This window comes from Streptomyces sp. NPDC017529, assembly GCF_044329785.1.
Taxonomy (GTDB): domain Bacteria; phylum Actinomycetota; class Actinomycetes; order Streptomycetales; family Streptomycetaceae; genus Streptomyces.
The window spans coordinates 352,735-372,107 of record NZ_JBIRJY010000001.1 but is presented as its reverse complement, the minus strand read 5'-3'; the positions used below and the strand labels follow the sequence as shown (position 1 = coordinate 372,107).

17 protein-coding genes are annotated in these 19,373 nt (G+C 72.5%); 3 read left to right on the top strand and 14 right to left on the bottom strand.

From position 1 onward, the window contains the following. The first annotated feature begins 106 nt into the window (after positions 1-106). The gene (locus ACH4K4_RS01240) at positions 107-772 is read left to right on the top strand and encodes a hypothetical protein (RefSeq protein ID WP_398163904.1); all 666 of its coding nucleotides are present in this window, start codon (positions 107-109) and stop codon (positions 770-772) included. Positions 773-922: 150 nt separating this feature from the next. Here the strand turns inward: ACH4K4_RS01240 and ACH4K4_RS01235 are convergent, their stop codons facing one another. The 5 genes from ACH4K4_RS01235 to xylB all read right to left on the bottom strand — a co-directional run bounded on the left by ACH4K4_RS01235 (position 923) and on the right by xylB (position 8,023). After that, positions 923-1,453 carry a hypothetical protein gene (locus tag ACH4K4_RS01235; RefSeq protein ID WP_398163903.1) on the bottom strand — a complete coding sequence of 177 codons (531 nt, stop codon included), beginning with the start codon at positions 1,451-1,453 and terminating at the stop codon, positions 923-925. Positions 1,454-2,641: 1,188 nt separating this feature from the next. Continuing rightward, a complete protein-coding gene (locus tag ACH4K4_RS01230; RefSeq protein ID WP_398163902.1) occupies positions 2,642-4,060 on the bottom strand; it encodes a family 2B encapsulin nanocompartment shell protein in 1,419 nt (472 codons plus the stop codon). 204 nt (positions 4,061-4,264) lie between these two features. Then, positions 4,265-5,674 (bottom strand): family 2B encapsulin nanocompartment shell protein, encoded by a 1,410-nt coding sequence (locus ACH4K4_RS01225; RefSeq protein WP_398163901.1) that lies wholly within the window; start codon positions 5,672-5,674, stop codon positions 4,265-4,267. Between the two features lie 364 nt (positions 5,675-6,038). Beyond that, the gene (locus ACH4K4_RS01220) at positions 6,039-6,341 is read right to left on the bottom strand and encodes a hypothetical protein (protein WP_398163900.1); all 303 of its coding nucleotides are present in this window, start codon (positions 6,339-6,341) and stop codon (positions 6,039-6,041) included. A 158-nt stretch (positions 6,342-6,499) separates the two neighbouring features. Continuing rightward, positions 6,500-8,023, bottom strand: coding sequence for a xylulokinase (gene xylB / locus ACH4K4_RS01215; RefSeq protein WP_398163899.1), 1,524 nt, complete (start codon positions 8,021-8,023; stop codon positions 6,500-6,502). Positions 8,024-8,183: 160 nt separating this feature from the next. On the opposite strand from xylB, the gene xylA reads away from it, so the two are divergent. Next, positions 8,184-9,347 (top strand): xylose isomerase, encoded by a 1,164-nt coding sequence (gene xylA, locus ACH4K4_RS01210; RefSeq protein ID WP_398163898.1) that lies wholly within the window; start codon positions 8,184-8,186, stop codon positions 9,345-9,347. Here xylA and ACH4K4_RS01205 read toward each other — a convergent pair. The 8 genes from ACH4K4_RS01205 to ACH4K4_RS01170 form a co-directional block, all read right to left on the bottom strand. After that, positions 9,311-10,321, bottom strand: a complete 1,011-nt coding sequence (locus ACH4K4_RS01205; protein ID WP_398163897.1) for a DNA-3-methyladenine glycosylase family protein — start codon at positions 10,319-10,321, stop codon at positions 9,311-9,313. The genes xylA and ACH4K4_RS01205 overlap by 37 nt on opposite strands. A gap of 2 nt (positions 10,322-10,323) precedes the next feature. Next, positions 10,324-10,695 carry a VOC family protein gene (locus tag ACH4K4_RS01200; RefSeq protein WP_398163896.1) on the bottom strand — a complete coding sequence of 124 codons (372 nt, stop codon included), beginning with the start codon at positions 10,693-10,695 and terminating at the stop codon, positions 10,324-10,326. Positions 10,696-10,819: 124 nt separating this feature from the next. Continuing rightward, complete coding sequence (locus ACH4K4_RS01195) at positions 10,820-11,650, bottom strand: amino acid ABC transporter ATP-binding protein (protein ID WP_398163895.1); 831 nt, start codon at positions 11,648-11,650, stop codon at positions 10,820-10,822. Beyond that, the gene (locus ACH4K4_RS01190; protein WP_398163894.1) at positions 11,647-12,432 is read right to left on the bottom strand and encodes an amino acid ABC transporter permease; all 786 of its coding nucleotides are present in this window, start codon (positions 12,430-12,432) and stop codon (positions 11,647-11,649) included. Before ACH4K4_RS01190 ends, ACH4K4_RS01195 begins: the two co-directional genes overlap by 4 nt. A 31-nt stretch (positions 12,433-12,463) precedes the next feature. Further along, positions 12,464-13,279 (bottom strand): ABC transporter substrate-binding protein, encoded by an 816-nt coding sequence (locus ACH4K4_RS01185; RefSeq protein WP_398163893.1) that lies wholly within the window; start codon positions 13,277-13,279, stop codon positions 12,464-12,466. A 150-nt stretch (positions 13,280-13,429) separates the two neighbouring features. Beyond that, the gene (mmuM, locus tag ACH4K4_RS01180) at positions 13,430-14,356 is read right to left on the bottom strand and encodes a homocysteine S-methyltransferase (RefSeq protein ID WP_398163892.1); all 927 of its coding nucleotides are present in this window, start codon (positions 14,354-14,356) and stop codon (positions 13,430-13,432) included. 28 nt (positions 14,357-14,384) lie between these two features. Next, positions 14,385-15,263 (bottom strand): YceI family protein, encoded by an 879-nt coding sequence (locus ACH4K4_RS01175; RefSeq protein ID WP_398163891.1) that lies wholly within the window; start codon positions 15,261-15,263, stop codon positions 14,385-14,387. Between the two features lie 110 nt (positions 15,264-15,373). Further along, positions 15,374-18,412 (bottom strand): glycoside hydrolase family 2 TIM barrel-domain containing protein, encoded by a 3,039-nt coding sequence (locus tag ACH4K4_RS01170; RefSeq protein ID WP_398163890.1) that lies wholly within the window; start codon positions 18,410-18,412, stop codon positions 15,374-15,376. Between the two features lie 241 nt (positions 18,413-18,653). Here ACH4K4_RS01170 and ACH4K4_RS01165 point away from each other — a divergent pair, with 241 nt between their 5' ends. Continuing rightward, positions 18,654-18,887: a DUF6480 family protein gene (locus tag ACH4K4_RS01165; protein WP_398163889.1), complete on the top strand. Its 234-nt coding sequence runs from the start codon at positions 18,654-18,656 to the stop codon at positions 18,885-18,887. Positions 18,888-18,912: 25 nt separating this feature from the next. On the opposite strand, the gene ACH4K4_RS01160 is transcribed toward ACH4K4_RS01165, so the two are convergent. Further along, positions 18,913-19,299, bottom strand: a complete 387-nt coding sequence (locus ACH4K4_RS01160) for a nuclear transport factor 2 family protein (protein WP_398163888.1) — start codon at positions 19,297-19,299, stop codon at positions 18,913-18,915. Between the last annotated feature and the right edge of the window lie 74 nt (positions 19,300-19,373).

The following is a 19,373-nucleotide window of genomic DNA, read 5'->3' as shown; positions in this document are numbered from 1 at the left end:
ACTCCGGCCGGGGCGGAAGCTGATCTCGGCAGCCGGCGGGCACAGCGGTCGGGGCCACCGACGACGGTGCGAGCGGCCGTGAGCCGCCACGACGAGGGAGTTCGCCATGTTCCGTTCATTCACCACTCCGCGCTCCGCAGCGGACCGCGCGGGCCGGACCGCCGGGATGGGCACGGACGGCCGGGTGCCCCGCCGCCTCGTGCGAGGGCTCGTCGCCACCGCAGCCGCCCTGGCGGCCATGGGGACCTGCCTGGCCACCACCGCCACCGCCGGCCAGCAGACCACGCCGGCCGCCCACCCGAAGACGGCGGCGAAGGACACAGCGAGAGAGGCGAGCCTCACCGGCGCCGCGAAGATGTACCGCGCGGACGGACAGCGGGTCCGCTTCTCCTTCGACGCGCACGGCTTCGGCCCCGAGGAGGCCGGCGGCACCCCACGCGGTACCTTCCGCTTCAGCCACTTCACCGCCGACGGCAAGGAGGGCGCGCACTTCGAAGGCCGCATCGACTGCCTGATCACCGGCGGCCCGGTGGCCACCGCGACCGGCGTCATCACCCGCTCCGACCACCCCGACGGCCGCGTCGTCGGCAAGCGCGTCGGTTTCACCGTCTACGACAACGGCACTCACGACCGCCTCGGCTACAGCTGGGCCGCGAACTCCATACCGGAGATGACGGTGCCCAAGTGCCTGAGCGCCGCCCCGTACGAGACCGTCGGGACCGGTGACTTCACGGTGCGGCATGTCATGCCGCCGGTGCCGACCGGTCGCTGACCACCTGACCGGTACGGCGGCGCGGAAAACGGGACCGCTCCTCCGGCCCGGGCCGGAGGAGCGGGAGCTTCACGGGGACGGGGCGCGTCTGGGGACTCGCGCCGTAGCGGTACCGGTGGGGGATGGCAGCGTGGACCGTGTCGGCCTGCGTCAGGCCTGCGCGCCCGCCGGGGGAGTGGTCGGGCAGACCACGCGGGTGGCGGGGGTGTAGAAGGTGCCGTCCTTGGCGGGCAGGCCGCCGGCGAACTCGTAGTAGATGTACGAGTAGAAGGCGACGTCGGGGTAGCCGCATGAGGAGTCGGCAGCGATCTTGTAGGTCATCGTGACCTTACGGGTGGCGCCGGGGGCGATCGGCACGGAGTACGAGGCGCCCTGGCCCGCGGTGCACGTCACTCCGGGGTCGGCAGTACAAGCGCCCCAGGTGTACTTCAGGCCGCTGGCCGTGGAGGTCTCCCACGTGGGCTGGAAGGACTGCCACACGAACCGCACGTCGGCGGTGCCGGTGTTGGTGAAGGTCATGGTCACGGTGACGTCCGAGCCGGGGGTGGCTTGCGTCTTGTCCACGGTGAAGGCGAGCGCCGGGGTGTCCGCTGCCGCGGCCGGGGAGGCGGCGCCCAGCCCGAGGACGGAGACGACGAGGGAGAGGAGGGCGGCCAGGCCGACCCTGCTGAATCTGCTCATTGTTCTGCGCATGACCAGGGAGCGTAAGGCGTGATCCGTCTTTTGGGGCCGTTAGGAGAGAACCTGTTTTTTCCGCCGATAAGGTCTGGCCATGCCCCAAATGCCGTCCTGACGGCCTGAATTGCGCGAAGCGGCCGGAACCGTGTGCCGGTGTGCTACTCCCAGGCCGCCTTCGCCGGGCGCGACGGCGTCGTCCGGCGGCGCGCCCACGAGGCCCGCCGAAGGTCGTAAGGCTTTGCACAAGGGAGGAAGGCGGGCGGATGGACGATGGCGGACTCCGCGTGAAAACGCGCTCGCTGACCCGGTGTCCGAGGGCGAACCCCCAGGCAGGGCGCGGGCGAGCCCTGCCGGGCGGGACGCATGAGCCGGGCGTGCCACGAGAGTCACGGCGGTAAGGGGGGACGAGTGAAGCGGCGTCGGCGGGTCTCCCGACGGAGTCCGTAACGCTTCGCCCGCGGGCGGCGGCGGGGCCGGACCGCTGCGGCCGCCTTGTTCCGGAGTGGTTGTGTCCGCGCTCTCGGTGTCCGGTCGGAGCTGCCGGGGCTGGCGTAAAGCCGCCGCACCGGAGGGAGGGGAGGGCGCGGTTCCGCGTCCGGATGGGTAATGACGTCTAGCCAGGAGGTTTCTGTGGCTGAAGGGTTGAGCCGACCAGTGCAGGGAGACGGCTCGCGCGCGGAGGTCCCGGTGCAGCCTGCCGTGCGCCTCGGCGGGCGGCAGCCATTCCTTGTCCCGGGCAGTCACATCATCTCCACAAGCTCGGCCCGCCCCCTGGAGGGCACCTTCCGCATGCCCCAGCTCGACTTGGTGCAGCGGCTCGCCCGCGCTTACGGGCCGAGCGTGCTGGACATGTACCAAGTGGCGACCCGGGCCGTGGAATCGCTGCTGGCCAACGCACCTCGGCCAGCAGCGTCACCAACTTCCCCGAACGACACTCCTAGGGCGTGTCGTCAAATTCCCGCCTGCCGCGCGACGCCTGGCACGCACGCTCGCTGCGTTGTCGGGCCCTTCCCGGTACACCCAGTACCGGGAAGACCCTCCGCCTTGCGATCGCACGCACCAGACGCCGCGCGGCCCGCCCTCCGGGCGAACGACGGGAATTTGACGACACACCCTAGCCCTGCGGCACGGCGTTGGTACGGGCGGCGGAAGGGCGCCGTCCGGGATGGACGGCGCCCGGCGGACGAAGTGTCAGTGTCCGATTTCCACGTCCTCCAGGATGCCCAGCGCGTCCGGCACCAGCACGGCCGCCGAATAGTAGGCGCTGACCAGGTAGTTGATGACCGCCTGCTCGTTGATGCCCATGAAGCGGACCGAGAGGCCGGGCTGGTACTCGTCGGGGATGCCCGTCTGGTGCAGGCCGACGACGCCCTGGTTCTCCTCGCCGACACGCATCGCGATGACCGAACTGGTCTGGTCGGGGTTGATCGGGATCTTGTTGCACGGCAGCAGCGGGATGCCGCGCCAGGCCCGTACCGCCGTGCCGCCGATCTCCATGCCGGTCGGGTAGATGCCGCGCGCGTTCCACTCCCGGCCGATCGCCGCGATGGTCCGCGGGTGCGCCAGCAGGAACTGCGTCTTGCGGCGCCGCGAGATCAGTTCGTCCAGGTCGTCGGGGGTGGGCGGGCCGCTGCGGGTGTGGATGCGCTGCTTGAGGTCGGCGTTGTGCAGCAGGCCGAACTCACGGTTGTTGACCATCTCGTGTTCCTGGCGCTCGCGCAGCGCCTCGATGGTCAGCCGCAACTGCTGGTCCAGCTGGTTCATCGGGTCGTTGTAGAGGTCGGCGACCCGGGTGTGGATCTTCAATACGGTCTGCGCGACGCTCAGTTCGTACTCCCGCGGCGCGAGCTCGTAGTCGACGAAGGTGCCCGGCAGCGCGGGCTCGCCGACATGGCCGGAGGTCACGTCGATGGCCGCCTCGCCGTGCTTGTTCTGCGGCGGGACCTCGGCCGTGCGGTAGCGCTCCAGGTGGTCCCGGAGCCCGGGGGTGCGGTCGGCCAGCTCCTCGTACTGCGCGCGGGGCAGCGACAGTACGGTCACCCGGGTGACGGCGTGCACGGAGTGCTCCCAGGTCGCGTCCGGCGCCAGCAGCGCCGCCTCGCCCAGGTGGTCGCCGTCGGCGAGCACGCCGAGGACCGTGTCGTCGCCGTACTTGCCGGTGCCGATACGGTTCAGCTTGCCGTGCGCGACGAGGATGACGCGGTCGGCGGGCCGGCCCCGCTCCGCCAGCACGTCGCCGGGCGCGTATTCCTCCTGTACGAACCGGCCGGCCAGCGCCTCCAGCGCCGCCGGGTCGTCGAAGTCGCGCAGCGGCGGCAGTTCGCGCAGCTCGGCGGGGATGACCCGGACGTCGGAACCGGTGCTGGTGAACTCCACCCGGCCGTCCCCGAGGGTGTGCGTCAGGCGCCGGTTGACGCGGTACGTGCCGCCGGAGACCTGGGTCCACGGCAGTACGCGCAGCAGCCAGCGGGAGGAGATCCCCTGCATCTGCGGCGCGGTCTTGGTCGTGGTCGCCAGGTTGCGTGCCGCGGCCGTCGCCAGGCTGGTCCGCGCCTGGTCGGTGTCCTGGGGGGCGCCGGGTCCGGACGTCGGGTCCGCCGATGTGGTCATGGAGGTACTCACCTGTTCCTGTCGGTCGTGTCAGCGTGGTGCGATGCGGCGGCCGCGGCCGGGCCGCACAGCGCATGGCACCGGCATGCGGGGCGTTGGCGGGACCGCGGATATCGCGCGGAGAGCGCCGAAACGTGTCCCTTGCGTCATTTCTCGGTAAACGGTTCTTCAGCCGTTCTTCCACCGCGGCCGGAATGCGGCGGGTCAGTGACCGATTTGCACGTCTTCCAGAATTCCCAGTGCGTCCGGTACGAGAACGGCGGTGGAGTAGTAAGCGCTGACGAGGTAGTTGGCGACTGCCTGGTCGTTGACCCCCATGAAACGGACCGAGAGACCCGGCTCGTATTCGTCGGGGATTCCTGTCTGGTGCAGCCCGACGACGCCCTGCTTGTCCTCGCCGGTGCGCATCACCAGAAAGGAGGTGGTGCCGTCCTGTCCGAGCGGGATCTTGTTGCTCGGGAAGATGGGCACGCCGCGCCAGGAGGGCAGCGAGTGCCCCATCACGTCGACTGCCGTCGGGTACAGGCCGCGGGCGCTGCACTCGCGGCCGAAGGCGGCGATCGCCTTGGGGTGGGCGAGCAGGAAGCTCGGGTCCTTCCACACCGTCGCGAGGAGTTCGTCCAGGTCGTCGGGGGTGGGCGGGCCGCTGCGGGCGCGGACGCGCTGCTTGAGGTCGGCGTTGTGCAGCAGGCCGAACTCGCGGTTGTTGACCATTTCGTGTTCCTGGCGCTCGCGCAGCGCCTGGATGGTCAGCCGCAACTGCTCCTCGACCTGGTTCATCGGGTCGCTGTAGAGGTCGCCGACCCGGGTGTGGGCGCGCAGGACCGTTTGCGCGACGCTCAGTTCGTACTCGCGCGGCCGGAGCTCGTAGTCGACGAAGGTGCCCGGCACCGGCGGTTCGCCGTGGTGCCCGGAGGCGACCTCGATGGCGGACTCGCCGCTGGCGTTGCGGGGCGGCGCGGTGCTCGCGCCCGCCGCCGCGAGGTGGTCGCGCAGCCCCTGCGAGCGGTCGGTGACCTCCTGGGCCGCCTGCCGGGGCAGCTCCATGACCGTCACCCGCGTCACCGCGCGGTAGGTGTACTCCCAGGAGGCGGCGGCGTCGGTGAGCAGCCGGTCGCCGAGGTGGTCGCCTCCGGCGAGCGCCCCGAGCACCGTCTCGTCGCCGTACTTGCCGGCGCCGATCCGGTCGACCCGGCCGTGTGCGATCAGGACGAGGCGGTCGGCCGGCGTGCCGGCTTCGGCGATCACGTCGCCCGGCGCGTACTCGTGCTGCGCGAAGCGCTCGCCGAGCGCGCCGAGCACGCCGGAGTCGGTGAAGTCCCGCAGCGCCGGCAGTTCGCGCAGCTCGTCGGGGATGACGGAGACCTCGGTGCCGGAGATGGCGAAATCGACGCGGCCGTCGCCGACGGTATAGGTCAGGCGGCGGTTGACGCGGTACGTGCCGCCGGAGACCTGTACCCAGGGCAGCAGCCGCAGCAGCCAGCGCGAGCTGATGCCCTGCATCTGCGGCACGGTCTTGGTGGTGGTGGCCAGGTTGCGTGCCGCGGCCGTGGTGAGGCTGGAATTCTGCGGTTCGCCCCCGGGGGCGGGAATTGTCTCGTCCGTAACCGTCACGGCTGCGCCACCAATCTTGGGAAGGTGAAAGCGGGCGGCGGGCGGGTCACGGACGTTCCGCGGGGCGAGGTCCGTGCCGCTCGCCGCACTGAACATAGTCGTGTCGTTTTAATCGGGGCAATCACTCAAAAGAGTGGCATGAAAAATAATTGAGATGGACAGGTTTAGTGGAATCTGTTGTTGGAAAGGGTGCCGAGGTGATTCGGCGGGAGCGGCGGCTTCCGATGCGCGGGCGCGTTAATGCTTCGCGGTGACGGATCGGGTTATGCACCGGAGAGCGGCCGGGAAACGGCAGGTGTCCAGGACCGGTCCAGGGAGCGTCGAGCAGCGGCCCGCCGGCGCCGGCGCGCGAGATGCCGCCCTTTCAGCCGGCGGCGGCCGGCCGGCTGGGGCCGAGCGGCCCGTACATCTCGGTGAACGCCATGTCGGCGCAGCGGCCCAGGCTCGTCAGGAGCCCGGCGGAATGTTCCGGGGGCACGCTGCCCGCCGCCGTGTCGGCGTACTCCTCCAGCACCAGGTAGGCGCCTGGTTCGGGCAGCGTGAACCAGCGGCAGGCCGGGCTGTCGGGGTCCGGCCCGGTCGCTTCGTGCAGTGCGGTGGCACTCCGCTCGGTGCCGTCCTGACGGCGGTCGCTCACTTCGAACCGGGCACGAACAAAGATGCTCATGCCCGGCACCTCATCACAACTCCCGCGTCGGCGGTACGCCGGCGTCCGAATCCGTTGTGCGGACCCGGGATTCCGGCCACCGACGGCCACCCCCCCCGGGGTCGCCTCGCCGTCACGCCCCAACCACCGGGCGACCCACCGGCCGACCAGCCCCGTCGTCAGGCCCCCAGCAGCGGCCCGCCCGCCGTGAGCGTCCGTGCAAGCCGCTCCCGCGCGGTGGTGTCGCAGGACACCGCCTCGTACTCGGCACCGCGCGCCGTCCCCCACCGCCGCGCTACCGCCGCCGGGTCCTCGCCCAGCAGCAGGCCCGCAGCCTGCGCCGCCGCCCCCAGAGCGACCAGTTCGCGGGCCTCGGGCACCACCACAGGCCGCCCCGACAAGCGGCGTACGGTGTCCCGCCACGCGCGCCCACGCGCCCCGCCGCCGATCAGGAACAGCGGCGCGTCGGCCGGTACGTCCTCGTCCACGATCCGGTCCAGCGCCTGGAGCAGCGCGAACACCGCTCCGTCGTAGGCCGCTTGGAGCAACTGGCCGCGTGTGGTGTCGTGCCGCAGACCGTGCAGCAGCCCGGACGCGTGCGGCAGGTCCGGCGTGCGTTCGCCGTCGAGGAAGGGCAGCACGACCGCCGTCCCGCCGGGCTCGACGTCCTCGCGTTCCAGTCCGAGCAGGGCGGCGATCCGGTCCACGGCGAGTGTGCAGTTCAGGGTGCAGGCCAGCGGCAGCCAGTCGCCGCGCGCGTCGGCGAACCCGGCGACCGTGCCCGTCGGGTCGCCGGGCGGACGCCGGGTGGACACCACGTAGACCGTGCCGGAGGTGCCCAGGCTCAGTACGGGCTGCCCGGGCCGCAGGCCGAGCCCCAGTGCCGCCGCCATGTTGTCGCCGGTGCCGGCGGCGACCAACGCGCCGTGCGGCAGCGGCAGGTCACCGGTGCGTACGGTGCCCGCCGCCTCGCCGGGCAGCGTCACCCGCGGCAGCGCCTTCGGGGCCAGGCCGATGTGCCCGAGGATCTCCTCGTCGTAGGACTCGCCGCCCGGCGACCACCAGCCGGTCCCCGACGCGTCTCCGCGGTCGGTGACCGCCTCGCCGCTGAGGCGCTCGGTGAGGTAGTCGTGCGGCAGCCGTACGGCTGCCGTCGCGTCGGCGGCCTCGGGCTCGTTCTCGCGCAGCCAGGCCCACTTGGTCACGGTGAACGCGGGCAGCGGTACGCTCCCCACCCGCCGCGCCCACTCCTGCGGCCCGCCGAACTCGTCGAGCAGACGTCGGTGCTGGGGTGCCGACCGCACGTCGTTCCAGAGCAGCGCCGGGCGCACCGGCCGCCCCGACGCGTCGAGGGAGACCAGGCCGTGCTGCTGGCCCGCCACGGAGACGGCCGCCGCCTGCCGTACGGCGTCGCCGCACTGGTCCAGTGCCTCGCCCAGCGCGCGCCACCACTGCTCGGGATCGCTCTCCTTGCCCGCGCCGCCCGAAGCCGCGCCGCCCGAAGCCGCGCCGCCCGAAGCCGCGCCGCCCGAAGTCGTACCGCCCGAAGCCGCGCTACTGAACGCCGTACCACCGGTGACGACGTGCGGGGCCCGGCCACGGGCCACGACCTCGCCGGTCGTGGCGTCGACCACCAGCGCCTTGGTGGACTGCGTGGAGCTGTCCACGCCGACGACGAGTGGTCCCGTTGCCTGTGTGCCCATCGCGTTCTCCCTCGGACCGCGGGGGACGCCCCCGCGGGATGCCGGGCAGCACCACGCCCGTCGAATGGCTTCCCGGCGTGCTGCCGGAATATTAGTTTGGCGATTTGTAAAGCGCTATCACGTCGTAAAACGCTGTCACGAATCGGCCGAGGGAGCCGCGATGCGCTACCAGCCCGTACCCGAGGACAAGTTCAGTTTCGGTCTGTGGACGGTCGGCTGGCAGGGCCGTGACCCGTTCGGGGACGCCACCCGCCGTCCGCTGGACCCGGTCGAGTCCGTCCACCGGCTGGCGGAACTGGGCGCGTACGGTGTCACCTTCCACGACGACGACCTGATCCCCTTCGGCTCCGGCGACATCGCGCGCGAGGCGGCCGTCAAGGGCTTCCGCCAGGCGCTGGACGCCACCGGTCTGGCCGTTCCGATGGTCACGACCAACCTCTTCACCCACCCCGTCTTCAAGGACGGCGCGTTCACCGCCAACGACCGCGACGTACGGCGCTACGCGCTGCGCAAGGCCCTCCGCAACATCGACCTGGCGGCCGAGCTGGGCGCGCGTACGTTCGTGGCGTGGGGCGGGCGCGAGGGCGCGGAGTCCGGCGCGGCCAAGGACGTCCGCGCGGCGCTGGACCGGATGAAGGAGGCGTTCGACCTGCTCGGCCAGTACGTCGTCGAGCAGGGCCACGACCTGCGCTTCGCCATCGAACCGAAGCCCAACGAGCCGCGCGGCGACATCCTGCTGCCCACCGTCGGACACGCGCTCGCGTTCATCGAACGGCTGGAGCGGCCGGCGCTGTACGGCGTCAACCCCGAGGTCGGGCACGAGCAGATGGCCGGGCTCAACGTCCCGCACGGCATCGCCCAGGCCCTGTGGGCGGGCAAGCTCTTCCACATCGACCTCAACGGGCAGTCCGGCGTCAAGTACGACCAGGACCTGCGTTTCGGCGCCGGAGACCTGCGGTCCGCCTTCTGGCTGGTGGACCTGCTGGAGTCGGCGGGCTACGAAGGCCCCCGGCACTTCGACTTCAAGCCGCCGCGCACCGAGGACCTGGACGGGGTGTGGGAATCGGCGGCCGGCTGCATGCGTACCTACCTCATCCTCAGGGAGAGCGCCGCGGCCTTCCGTGCCGACCCGGTGGTCCAGGAGGCGCTGCGGGCGTCCCGGGTGGACGAGCTGGCCCGGCCCACCGCGGCGGACGGACTGGCCGGCCTGCTCGGTGACCGTACGGCGTACGAGTCCTTCGACGCCGAGGCGGCGGCCGCCCGCGGCATGGCGTTCGAACGGCTCGATCAGCTGGCCGTGGAGCATGTGCTGCGGGCGCGCTGACCGCCCGGACGGCGGCCGGGCCAGCCGGACGGCGGGTGCGGGGAGCGGGTCTCCTCCGCGCGCACGCGGAGCAGGAAGGCGACCCAGCTCCGGTAGGGCTTCCACCGGTCGGCGATCCCGGCCAGCCGGGCCACGTCGCCGGCGGCCGGGAGGCCGAGCCCGTAAGCGGTGGCGACGGCTCGGTGGACGCGGGGTTCGTGGCGGGGGAAGACGTCGGGGTGTCCCGCTCCGCGGATGAGGACCAGCTCGGCGGAGAAGGGCCCGATGCCGGGTATGGCGCGCAGGTCGGCGAGGGCGTAGTCGGCGGGCAGGGCGCGCAGGCGGGCCGCGTCGAGTTGTCCGTCCAGGGCTGCTTCGGCCAGCGCGTGCAGCCGCTGGATCTTGATGTCGGTCAGGCCGGGTACGTGGGTGACGGCGCGCAGGGCGGCGGGGGTGGGGAACGCGTGCAGGGTCTGGCCCGCGACGTGGACGGGGTGCCCGTACCGGCGGGCGATGTGGGCCTTGACGGCTGCCGCCTGCGTCCTGCGGATGCGGTTGCCGATGACGGCCCAGACGGCGGCTTCGTAGGGCGAGTGGAAGCACACCGGGCGCAGTCCCGGGAGTTCCGCCATGAGCCCGGCCGCCACGGGGTCGGTGGCCAGGGCCGGGAATCCGGTGCCGTCGACGTCGAGGGAGAGGATGCGGGCGAGTTGGGCGCGTACCGCCTCATAGGCGGCGGGCCCGGAGGCCACCGCCTGCGCCGGGTTGCCGGGGTGCACGGTGAATTCGGCCCGGACCGTACCGGTGCCGCCGTCCGCCCCCGCTTCCTGCCGGACGGTGGCCGCGACGACGGATGCCGTGTCGTCGGCGGGGAAGGCCAGGCGCAGGATCCCGTCCGCCGCGTGGCGGTAACGCGCGGGGGTGAAGCCCTCCAGGAACCGGATACCGGCGGCGAGCGAGAAGGGCCCGGCCGGGGCGAGGGAGACGGCGGGCACGGTCAGCCTCCGTGCGCGGTGAGCGCGTAGCCTTCGGGGCCTTCGAAGGTGAACTTCGGCCCGAAGGGGCTGTCCTCGATCGGGCTGAGGATCGTGACCCCGGCGGCGGTGAGCCGGTCGTGGAGCTGGTGGGCGTCCGGGGTGCGGAACCAGAGCAGCGTGCCGAGGCCGGGCCGCGCGGTGTCGGCGAGGTCGACGCCCGGGAGGATCTCGCGGACGGCGAACGGGACGGGCTTGGTGTCGAACACGACCGCGTGCGGCGGCGAGACCGCGGCCCGGCGCAGGCCCAGGTGCTGCTCGCAGAACGCCGCCGCCGCGTCCAGGTCGCGGACTTGCAGGGCGATGAAGTCGGGTCCTTCGATGCCGGCGGACATGGGTCTCCCTCGTCTCTGATGTCAGGATTTTGACATGCCTGACAGTAGGGCGCCGGAGTACCTATGTCAAAGTTCTGACATCCGAGGAGCGGGGTGCCGGTACGCCCGGCCGCCGTACGGGTGATCACGGCTCGTGAGGCCCCTCGTCCGCCGGGCCCGCCACCTCGCTCATCTCGGCGGCGGCCGGGTCGAGCACCCGGGCCAGGAACGTCCGCGTCCGCTCGTGCCGCGGCCGGCCCACCACCTGCTCGGGGGAGCCCTCCTCCACGATGACCCCGCCGTCCATGAACACCACCCGGTCCGCGACCTCCCGCGCGAAACTCATCTCGTGGGTGACGACGAGCATCGTCATGCCCTCCTGGGCGAGCGAACGCATCACCGCCAGTACGTCGCCGACCAGCTCCGGGTCGAGGGCCGAGGTCGGCTCGTCGAAGAGCATCAGCTCCGGGTCCATGGACAGCGCGCGGGCGATGGCCACCCGCTGCTGCTGGCCGCCCGAGAGCTGCGCCGGGTACGCGGACTCCTTGTCGCGCAGACCGACCCGGTCCAGGTTGGCGCGGGCGATCCGCCCGGCCGCCGCCCGGTCGCGGCGCAGCACCCGCCGCTGGGCGAGGGTCAGGTTCTCCAGCGCGGTCAGGTGCGGGAAGAGGTTGAAGGACTGGAAGACCATGCCGATACGGCGCCGGACCCGGTCGATGTCCACGTCCGGGTCGGTGACCTCGGTGCCCGCCACGGTGACCCGTCCGGCGGTCGGCTCCTCCAGCAGGTTCACACAGCGCAGCAGCGTCGACTTGCCGGACCCGGAAGGGCCGATGACGCACACCACCTCGCCCCGCTCGACGGAGAAGTCGATGCCCTTGAGGACCTCCAGCGAGCCGAAGGACTTGTGCAGCCCCTCGACCTCGATCGCACGGTCGGCTGCCGCCGGCGCCCCGTCGGTGCTCACGGCACTCACCTGGCTTTCGCGGTACGGGCCTCCAGCCGCCGGACCAGCTGGCCCAGGGGGAGGGTGATGACGAGGTAGAGCAGGCCGGCGATGAGGATCGGCGTCAGGCTCTTGTGTTCGTTCAGGGCGTCCCGCCCGAAGTTGGCCAGCTCGAACTGGCCGAGCGACAGGCCGAGCAGGTACACCAGGGAGGAGTCCTTGGTGAGCAGGATCAGCTCGTTGGTCAGCGGCGGCAGCACGATGCGGAACGCCTGCGGGATGACGACCGACCGCAGCGCGCGGCCCTGCGACATGCCCAGCGAACGGGCCGCCTCCGTCTGCCCCTTGGGTACGGCCTGGATGCCGGCCCGGATCGTCTCCGCCATGTACGCGGCGCCCACCAGGCCCAGCGAGAGCATCACGGTGATGTTCATGTCGAGCGCGACCTCGAAGGCGAGCGGCACGCCGAAGCCGAGCGCGATGAACACCAGCAGCGCCGGAACGCCGCGGAAGAACTCGATGTAGGTGACGGCGATCCAGCGGTACGGCGGCACCTGCGACAGCCGCATCAGGGCCAGCACCAGCCCCAGCCCCAGGCCGAAACCGAAGCCGAGCAGGGTGTACAGGACGGTGTTGACCAGTGCGGTGGTGATGATGTCGGGGAACAGCGCCTTGGCGACCGCCACGTCGAAGAACGCGTGGCGCAGCGTCCCCCAGTCGGCGACCAGGGCGAGGACGAGCGCGGCGGCGGCCAGTACCGCGTACTGGCCGCCCCGGATCAGGCGGGCGCGCCGGCGTCGGGACAGGGGCATCGGTGTGCGGCTCCTCTTGCTGGCTGCGGGGTCAGCCCTGCTGCGGCGTGGTGCCGAACCACTTCTTGTAGATCCGGTCGTAACTGCCGTCCGCTCTGGCCTTCTTCAGGACCTCGTTGATCTTCTTGCGCAGCGCGTCGTTGCCGGTGCGCACGCCGATCCCGTAGTGCTCGCCGGTGTCGAACTCGGCGGTCACCGCCGTGTCGGGATTCTGCTTGACGTAGTCGAGCAGCACGCCGTTGTCGTTGATGCCCGCGTCCACCTGCCCGGCCTTGACGGCGGTGAGCAGCAGCCCCAGGTCCTCGTACTCGACCAGTTCGACGCCCTGCCCGTGCTTCTTGGCGTACTCGGCGCCCGTGGTGGCCTTCTGGTAGCCCAGCTTCTTGCCCTTGAGGTCCTCGACCTTCTGGTAGGGCTTGCCCTTCTTGGTGATGAGCGCCTGGGTGGCGTTGAAGTACGGGTCGGAGAAGTCCATGACCTTCTCGCGTTGGGCGGTGATCGTCATGCCGGCGGCGGCCAGGTCGCACTTGCGGATGTTGAAGTCCTGGCCGGTCTCGATGCCTTCGAAGGGCGTGTTGACGATCTCCTGGGGCACCTTCAGCGCCTTGGCGACCAGGTCGACCAGGTCCACGTCGAAGCCGACGATCTTGCCTTCCTTCTTCACCTGGAAGGGCGCGTACGGCAGATGGGTGCACGTCTTGAGCGTGCCGGGGGACACCAGCTGGACGCCCGAGGCCGACTCCCCGCCGGAACTCCCGCCGGCCTTCGTGCTCGTGCACCCTGCGGCGAGAAGGGCGGCGGCCGCCGCGAGAGCGGCCGTGGCGGACGTCGATGAGCGAACGGACACGGGTCCTCCGGGTCAGGATACGGCCCAACACTCTCCGGGCGGAGGTGAGTTGGCTGCATCCTGTCACCGACCAGGGCCGCTGTCGCCGCCACTCGGGTTGCGACCGGGTAACGACACCGCCCCGTACTCGCCGGGTGCGGACGCGGGCTCTCAGCCCGCCAGCAGCCCGGCGAGCGCCGCCACCCCGTCCGGTCCCACCCGGCAGCAGCCGCCGACGAGCCGGGCGCCCTCGGCGGTCCAGGCCGCGACCCGGTCCGCACTGAAGGTCGGCGTACCGCGCCAGGCCCGCGCCCGCGCGTCCCAGCTCTCGCCGCTGTTCGGGTAGACGACCACCGGCTTGCTGGCCGTGCGGGCCGCCACCGCCACGGCCCGGTCCGCGTCGTGCGGGGTGCAGCAGTTCACGCCCACCGCGATCACCTCCGGGACGTCCGCCGCGAGCGCGAAGGCTTCCGCCAGCGGCTGCCCGGCCCGGGTGCGATCCCCGGCGGCGCTGAACGACAGCCAGGCCGGTACGCCGAGACCGCGGACCGCCCGCAGCAGGGCGCGTGCCTCGTCCGCGTCCGGCACGGTCTCCAGCGCCAGCACGTCGGGGCCCGCCGCGGCCAGCACCTCCAGCCGAGGGCGGTGGAAACGTTCCAGCTCGGCCACCGCCAGCCCGTAGCGGCCCCGGTATTCGGAACCGTCCGCGAGCATCGCGCCGTACGGGCCGGCCGAGGCGGCGACGTACAGCGGCCCGGTGGCGGTGCCCGCCGCCGTCGCCTGCCGCGCCGCCTCGCGCGCCAGCTCCACGCTGCGCCGCAGCAGCCCGGCGGCCTCCGCCGCGCCGATGCCCCGCGCGGCGAACCCCTCGAAGGTCGCCTGGTAGCCGGCGGTGATCGCCACCCGCGCGCCCGCCTCGTAGTACGCGCGGTGCGCCGCGACCAGGGCCGCCGGCTCCTCGGCGAGCAGCCGCGCCGACCACAGCGCGTCGCTCAGGTCGTACCCGGCGGACTCCAGCTGGTTGGACAGCCCGCCGTCCAGGACGAGCGGTCCCGCGGCGAGGGCGGCGGCGAACGAAGGGAACGGAGAGACGCTCATGGCGTCCACTCTCGCACCCTTGCCGGGCTCACTGGTCCTGGACGGCCTGGATGTCCAGCTCGACGCGGATGGTGGCGCCGATGGCCGCGATGCCCCTGGCGAGCATCTTGCGCCAGTCCAGCGTGAAGTCCTCGCGGTGCAGTTCGGTCACCGCGCTGCACGCCGTACGGGTCTCGCCGCCCATGCCGGTGCCGATGCCCAGGTAGCGGGTGTCCAGCTGCACCGACCGGCTGACGCCGTGCAGGTGCAGCACCCCCTGCACGGCCCAGCGGGCGCCGCCCTTGTGCACGAACCGCTCGCCGGCGAACTGGAGGTACGGGTAGCGCGCCACGTCCAGGAACTCGGCCGAGCGCAGGTGGTCGTCGCGCATCTGCACGCCCGAGTCGATGCTCGCAGCGTCGATGGTCACCTCCACCCGCGAGTCCCGCATGTCCGGCGCGATCCACAGTCCGCCCTCGAAGTGGTTGAACCGGCCGTGGATCTCGGCCAGCCCGATGTGCCGGGCGGTGAAGCGGATCGAGGAGTGGTCGGGGTCCAGCCGCCACCGGCCCGGCGTGGGCATCGGCACCGCGGGGGCCGGCTCCAGGCCCAGCGGCCGGGGCGCGGTGCGCTCGCCCGCGGTGACCAGGCTGTCGAACCGCTCGGGGCGGAAGCCGTCGCAGGTGACCACCACGTGGTAGGCGGCGGGCGCCAGTGTCGCGGTGAACCTGCCGTTCGGGTCCGTCTGCCCGCGCGTCACCTCGGTGCCCTCGGTGTTGCGCACCGACACCCCCGCGCCGGCCATCGGCAGGCCGACGGGGTCCTGGACGCTGAGGTCCAGCGCCCCGGCACCGCGGGGCATCGGGGCCTGGGCGGAGGCGGTGCGGGGGGAGCGGTCACGAAGACGGTTGAGGATGGCGAGCGCCATGGCAGGACGGGGCCTCTCGGTCAGTTGCGTCGAAAAAGGTGCATCTCCATCCTGTCATTGGTTTAGACCGCCGAGGACAACCGCTGTCAATACCCGATGAAACGTGAAATTCATCGCAGTGGATGCAAGATGACGGCGAACCGGGCGGGGGCCGCCGTCAGCTCGTACTGCGGCAGCACTCCGGGGCCGCAGGAAGCGCTGCCGATGCCGTGCAGGGCGTGGTCGAGATGGAGCCAGACATGGTCGCCGGGGACGAGATCGGTGGTGTGCCGGGCGGCGTCCAACTGCTCGCTCGTCCAGCGGCGCGCGGAGAACCAGAAGGCCGGCTCGCCCTCGGCGCGCAGTCCCGAACCGTCGCCCCGGGCCAGCTCCACCCACCGCACGTCCGCCCGCGCCCCGTTCTCCTGCGGCCGCACGTACGGCGTCTGCAACGCCTCCACCGGCATGGTCCACAGCCCCGTCCGCGCTGCCGCCCTCGTGTCCGGATACGCCTCGCCGGGCCCGCCGCCGTACCACCGCGCCGTGGCGAAACTGGCGCACAGGCCCATCCGCAGGCCGAGCCGCGGCAGCGGGCAGGGCCAGTCGCCGTACGGCCGCACCGACACCTCCAGCCGCAGCCGCTCGTTGTCCGCGCTCCAGTGGTAGTCGGTGCCGAGGGCCAGGTCCGTGCCGGCGGGCGCCACCCGGGTCCGTACCACCAGGGCGTCGCGGCCGCGCTCGACGGACTCCACCCGGTGCCGCATACGGTGCAGCCCGATGCGGCGCCACTGCTCGGCTCGGTGCGGGCCCGGCTGCCAGGGCGCGCCCTCGTCGTTGTCGGTCGGCGCCCGCCACACGTCCAGCCGCGGGCCCGCCAGCCGGCAGCCGTGCAGATACCGGAGCACACCGGTGGTGGCGTCGAAGGCGCCGGGACCGAGAAGGATGAGGTTGCCCTCGCCACGCCGCGGCGTCGCGCTCGGGACGAGCGGGCGGGACACGGTACGCCGCGGCGTCGGCGTGGCGGGCAACTGCCCCCAGGCGACTTCGTGGCCCGCCGCGCCCCAGGCGGTGTCCCCGGCCAGGACGGCACGCACGGTCCACCGGGCTTCGCGCCCGTACCGGCCGGCGGGCTCGGGGGGCAGCGCCACCACGGCGGATGCACCGGGTGCCAGTGGCGGTAAGTCCAGCGGGCCTTCGGCCAGCACCTCGCCCCCGGCCTCGTAGGACCAGCGGAAGGCCAGATGGGAGAGGTCGGTGAAGTCGTGCAGATTGGTGACCAGGACGGCGCCGGGCACGCCGTCGCCCTGCTCGTCCGCGGCGCCGATCCGCACCGGCTCGACCACCTTCTTGAACTCGGCCAGTCCGGGCGACGGCGTCCGGTCGGGGAAGACCAGCCCGTCGCAGACGAAGTTGCCGTCGTGCAGTTCCTCGCCGAAGTCGCCCCCGTAGGCGTGGAACAGCTCGCCGCGCCCGGTGCGCTGCCGCAGCCCGTGGTCGATCCACTCCCACACGAAGCCGCCCTGGCAGCGCTCGTACGTCTCGAACAGCCGCTGGTACTCACTCAGGCCGCCGGGGCCGTTGCCCATCGCGTGCGCGTACTCGCACAGGAGGAACGGCAGGGCACGGCGCCGGGCGTCCGCGGCCGGGTCGGCGAGCGGCTCCTCCTCCCGCCGGCCGATCCGGGCGACCTCGGCGTGGTCCGCGTACATCCGGGAGTAGACGTCGGTGTCGGCACAGGCCGGGTCGCCCTCGTAGTGCAGCGGGCGGGACGGGTCGCGCTCGCGCATCCAGGCCGCCATGGCGGACAGGCCGCGGCCGGTGCCGCACTCGTTGCCCAGCGACCACATGATCACGCTGGGGTGGTTCTTGTCGCGTTCGACCATGCGGCGCGCGCGGTCCAGCAGCGCTGGCGTCCAGGCGTCGTCGTCGACCGGATTGTCCCGCCAGCCCTGCTGCTTGAAGCCGTGCGTCTCCAGGTCGCACTCGTCGACCACCCACAGGCCCAGTTCGTCGCAGAGGTCGAGGAAGGCGGGGTGCGGCGGGTAGTGGCTGGTGCGGACCGCGTTGACGTTGTGCCGCTTCATCAGCAGCAGGTCGCGGCGCATCGCCTCGGGGCCGACCGCGCGCCCGTACCGCGGGTCGAACTCGTGCCGGTTGACGCCGCGGAACAGGACCCGGCGGCCGTTGACCTTCAGCAGGCCGTCCTCGACGCGGACGGTACGGAAGCCGACGCGCAGCGGGACGCGCTCGCCGGGCGTGCGCAGTTCGGCGTCGTACAGATGCGGCGTCTCGGCGGTCCAGGGCGTCACCGGCACCGTGGCGCTCTCGCCCGTCGCCAGGTCGAGGCCGAGCGCGGGCACGGTGACCCGGCCCGCCGGCGCGCAGTCCACGCGCAGGGTGCCGCGGCCGGTGCGGTGGTCGTAGGAGGCGTGCACGAAGTGGTCGAGGACCGAGCCCGGGGGCCGCTGGTGCAGTGTGACGTCACGGAAGACGCCGGGCAGCCACCACTGGTCCTGGTCCTCCAGGTAGCTGCCCGAGGACCACTGGTGGACGCGGACCGCGAGCACGTTGCGGCGCTCCCGCAGCAGGTGTCCGACCTCGAACTCGTGCGGCAGCCTGCTGCCCTTGAAGTGCCCCAGCTCCCGGCCGTTGAGCCACACGCGGGCGCAGGACTCCACACCATCGAAACGCAGCAGTGCCGGCCCGGGTTCCCACCCCGCCGGGAGGTCGAAGGCGCGCCGGTGGTCCCCCGTCGGGTTCTCGTCGGGCAGCCGCGGCGGGTCCACGGGGAACGGGTAGCGGGTGTTGGTGTACGCGGGCGCGCCGTGGCCCGCCAGGACCCAGTGCCCCGGTACGCGCAGGTCGGCCCAGTCCGCGTCGTCGAAGTCCGGCCGGGCGAAGGAGGTGTCCGCGCAGCGGGCGGTGGGGGAGAGGCGGAAGCGCCACGCGCCGTGCAGCGACATCCGGCGGGCGTCCGAGCGGGCGTACCAGGCGCGCGGCGGACGGCAGCCGCTTCCGGGGGTCACGTCTTCGTAATACGGCAGCCGGTGCGCGGGACGCGGGGCGGGGAGCCCGGTGCCTGCCACCGGGCCGGTGTGCTCCGTGGCTTCGGGTGGTGCGGCGTCGCGGGGGGCGTGGTGGCCGGCGTGCTGGGCGTCGGGCAGGGGCAAGGGTCCTCCTCGCTGCGGGGACACGGCGGGGCGTGGGGGATCAAGCCAGCGAACCATGTGCGGCGGCGCACCGCGACCACATACGGGTGATTGACCGCTGAAGTATTCTCCGCCGCGCCGCACATGCCCGGAGCGCCCGGATTCGCGCCGCGGGCCCCGGGAACTCCGGGCGGCACACGGGCCCGACCGGCTGCTTCACCCCGTCCGGTGAGAATTCGCCGTGCACGGGCACCCGGGCAGCATGAACGATTCACCGAAGAACCCGGACCCGGTACCGGAACGCACCACCGGCCTGGAACCGGGCGGCGGGGTGCCACCGGGCGAGACACCGCCCGCCGAGGGCAGCACCCCGGACGCCGGGCCGCTGGAGACCCACAACCCCACCCGGGGCTGGTCCAAGGGCCCGGTGCTGGTGCTCGCCGTCGTGGTCGTCCTCGTCGCCGCCTTCTTCATCGCCCGGATCTGGGGCGCGTAGCCGCGCGCCCCAGGGCGGGCAGGCGTCAGGACGGCTCGCGCAACGGCCCCGTGTAGTCGCGGAACAACAGGATCCGGCCGTCCCGGATGCGGAGGAGCTGCACCGAGCGGCCCTCGAACGCGTCACCGCGTCCCGACCCCTTGGCGAGCGTCTCCGCGATGACGACCTCCGGGTCCTCGGTGCGGTGGACGGCGAGCGTCACGAGCGCGTCGACGCGCATCGCGGCCATCGCCGCCCGCGCGAACGTGCGGATCGTCTCCCGGCCCTCGATACGGTCGGGTACGTCCCGGCCCGCGAAGGGCAGCTCGATCACACCGTCCGGCGCGAACAGGTCCGCGAAGGCGTCCGCGTCCTGCCCCGTGACCGCGGCGCGCCGCTGTTCGAGAACGTCCAGGGGGCTCAGGGCAGGCACAGTCCCTCCGATCGGCCGCACGCCGGGCCGGCGGTCCGCGCGCCGGCCCACTGACGCGGTGCAGCGTAGCGCCG

Bases quoted from the DNA above. Each gene is read 5' to 3' on its own strand.
- ACH4K4_RS01200 (WP_398163896.1), bottom strand. From the start codon at position 10,695: ATGTCCGCCGGCATCGAAGGACCCGACTTCATCGCCCTGCAAGTCCGC.
- ACH4K4_RS01190 (WP_398163894.1), bottom strand. From the start codon at position 12,432: ATGCCCCTGTCCCGACGCCGGCGCGCCCGCCTGATCCGGGGCGGCCAG.
- ACH4K4_RS01240 (WP_398163904.1), top strand. From the start codon at position 107: ATGTTCCGTTCATTCACCACTCCGCGCTCCGCAGCGGACCGCGCGGGC.
- ACH4K4_RS01220 (WP_398163900.1), bottom strand. From the start codon at position 6,341: ATGAGCATCTTTGTTCGTGCCCGGTTCGAAGTGAGCGACCGCCGTCAG.
- ACH4K4_RS01175 (WP_398163891.1), bottom strand. From the start codon at position 15,263: ATGGCGCTCGCCATCCTCAACCGTCTTCGTGACCGCTCCCCCCGCACC.
- ACH4K4_RS01230 (WP_398163902.1), bottom strand. From the start codon at position 4,060: ATGACCACATCGGCGGACCCGACGTCCGGACCCGGCGCCCCCCAGGAC.
- xylA (WP_398163898.1), top strand. From the start codon at position 8,184: ATGCGCTACCAGCCCGTACCCGAGGACAAGTTCAGTTTCGGTCTGTGG.
- ACH4K4_RS01165 (WP_398163889.1), top strand. From the start codon at position 18,654: ATGAACGATTCACCGAAGAACCCGGACCCGGTACCGGAACGCACCACC.
- ACH4K4_RS01235 (WP_398163903.1), bottom strand. From the start codon at position 1,453: ATGAGCAGATTCAGCAGGGTCGGCCTGGCCGCCCTCCTCTCCCTCGTC.
- mmuM (WP_398163892.1), bottom strand. From the start codon at position 14,356: ATGAGCGTCTCTCCGTTCCCTTCGTTCGCCGCCGCCCTCGCCGCGGGA.
- xylB (WP_398163899.1), bottom strand. From the start codon at position 8,023: ATGGGCACACAGGCAACGGGACCACTCGTCGTCGGCGTGGACAGCTCC.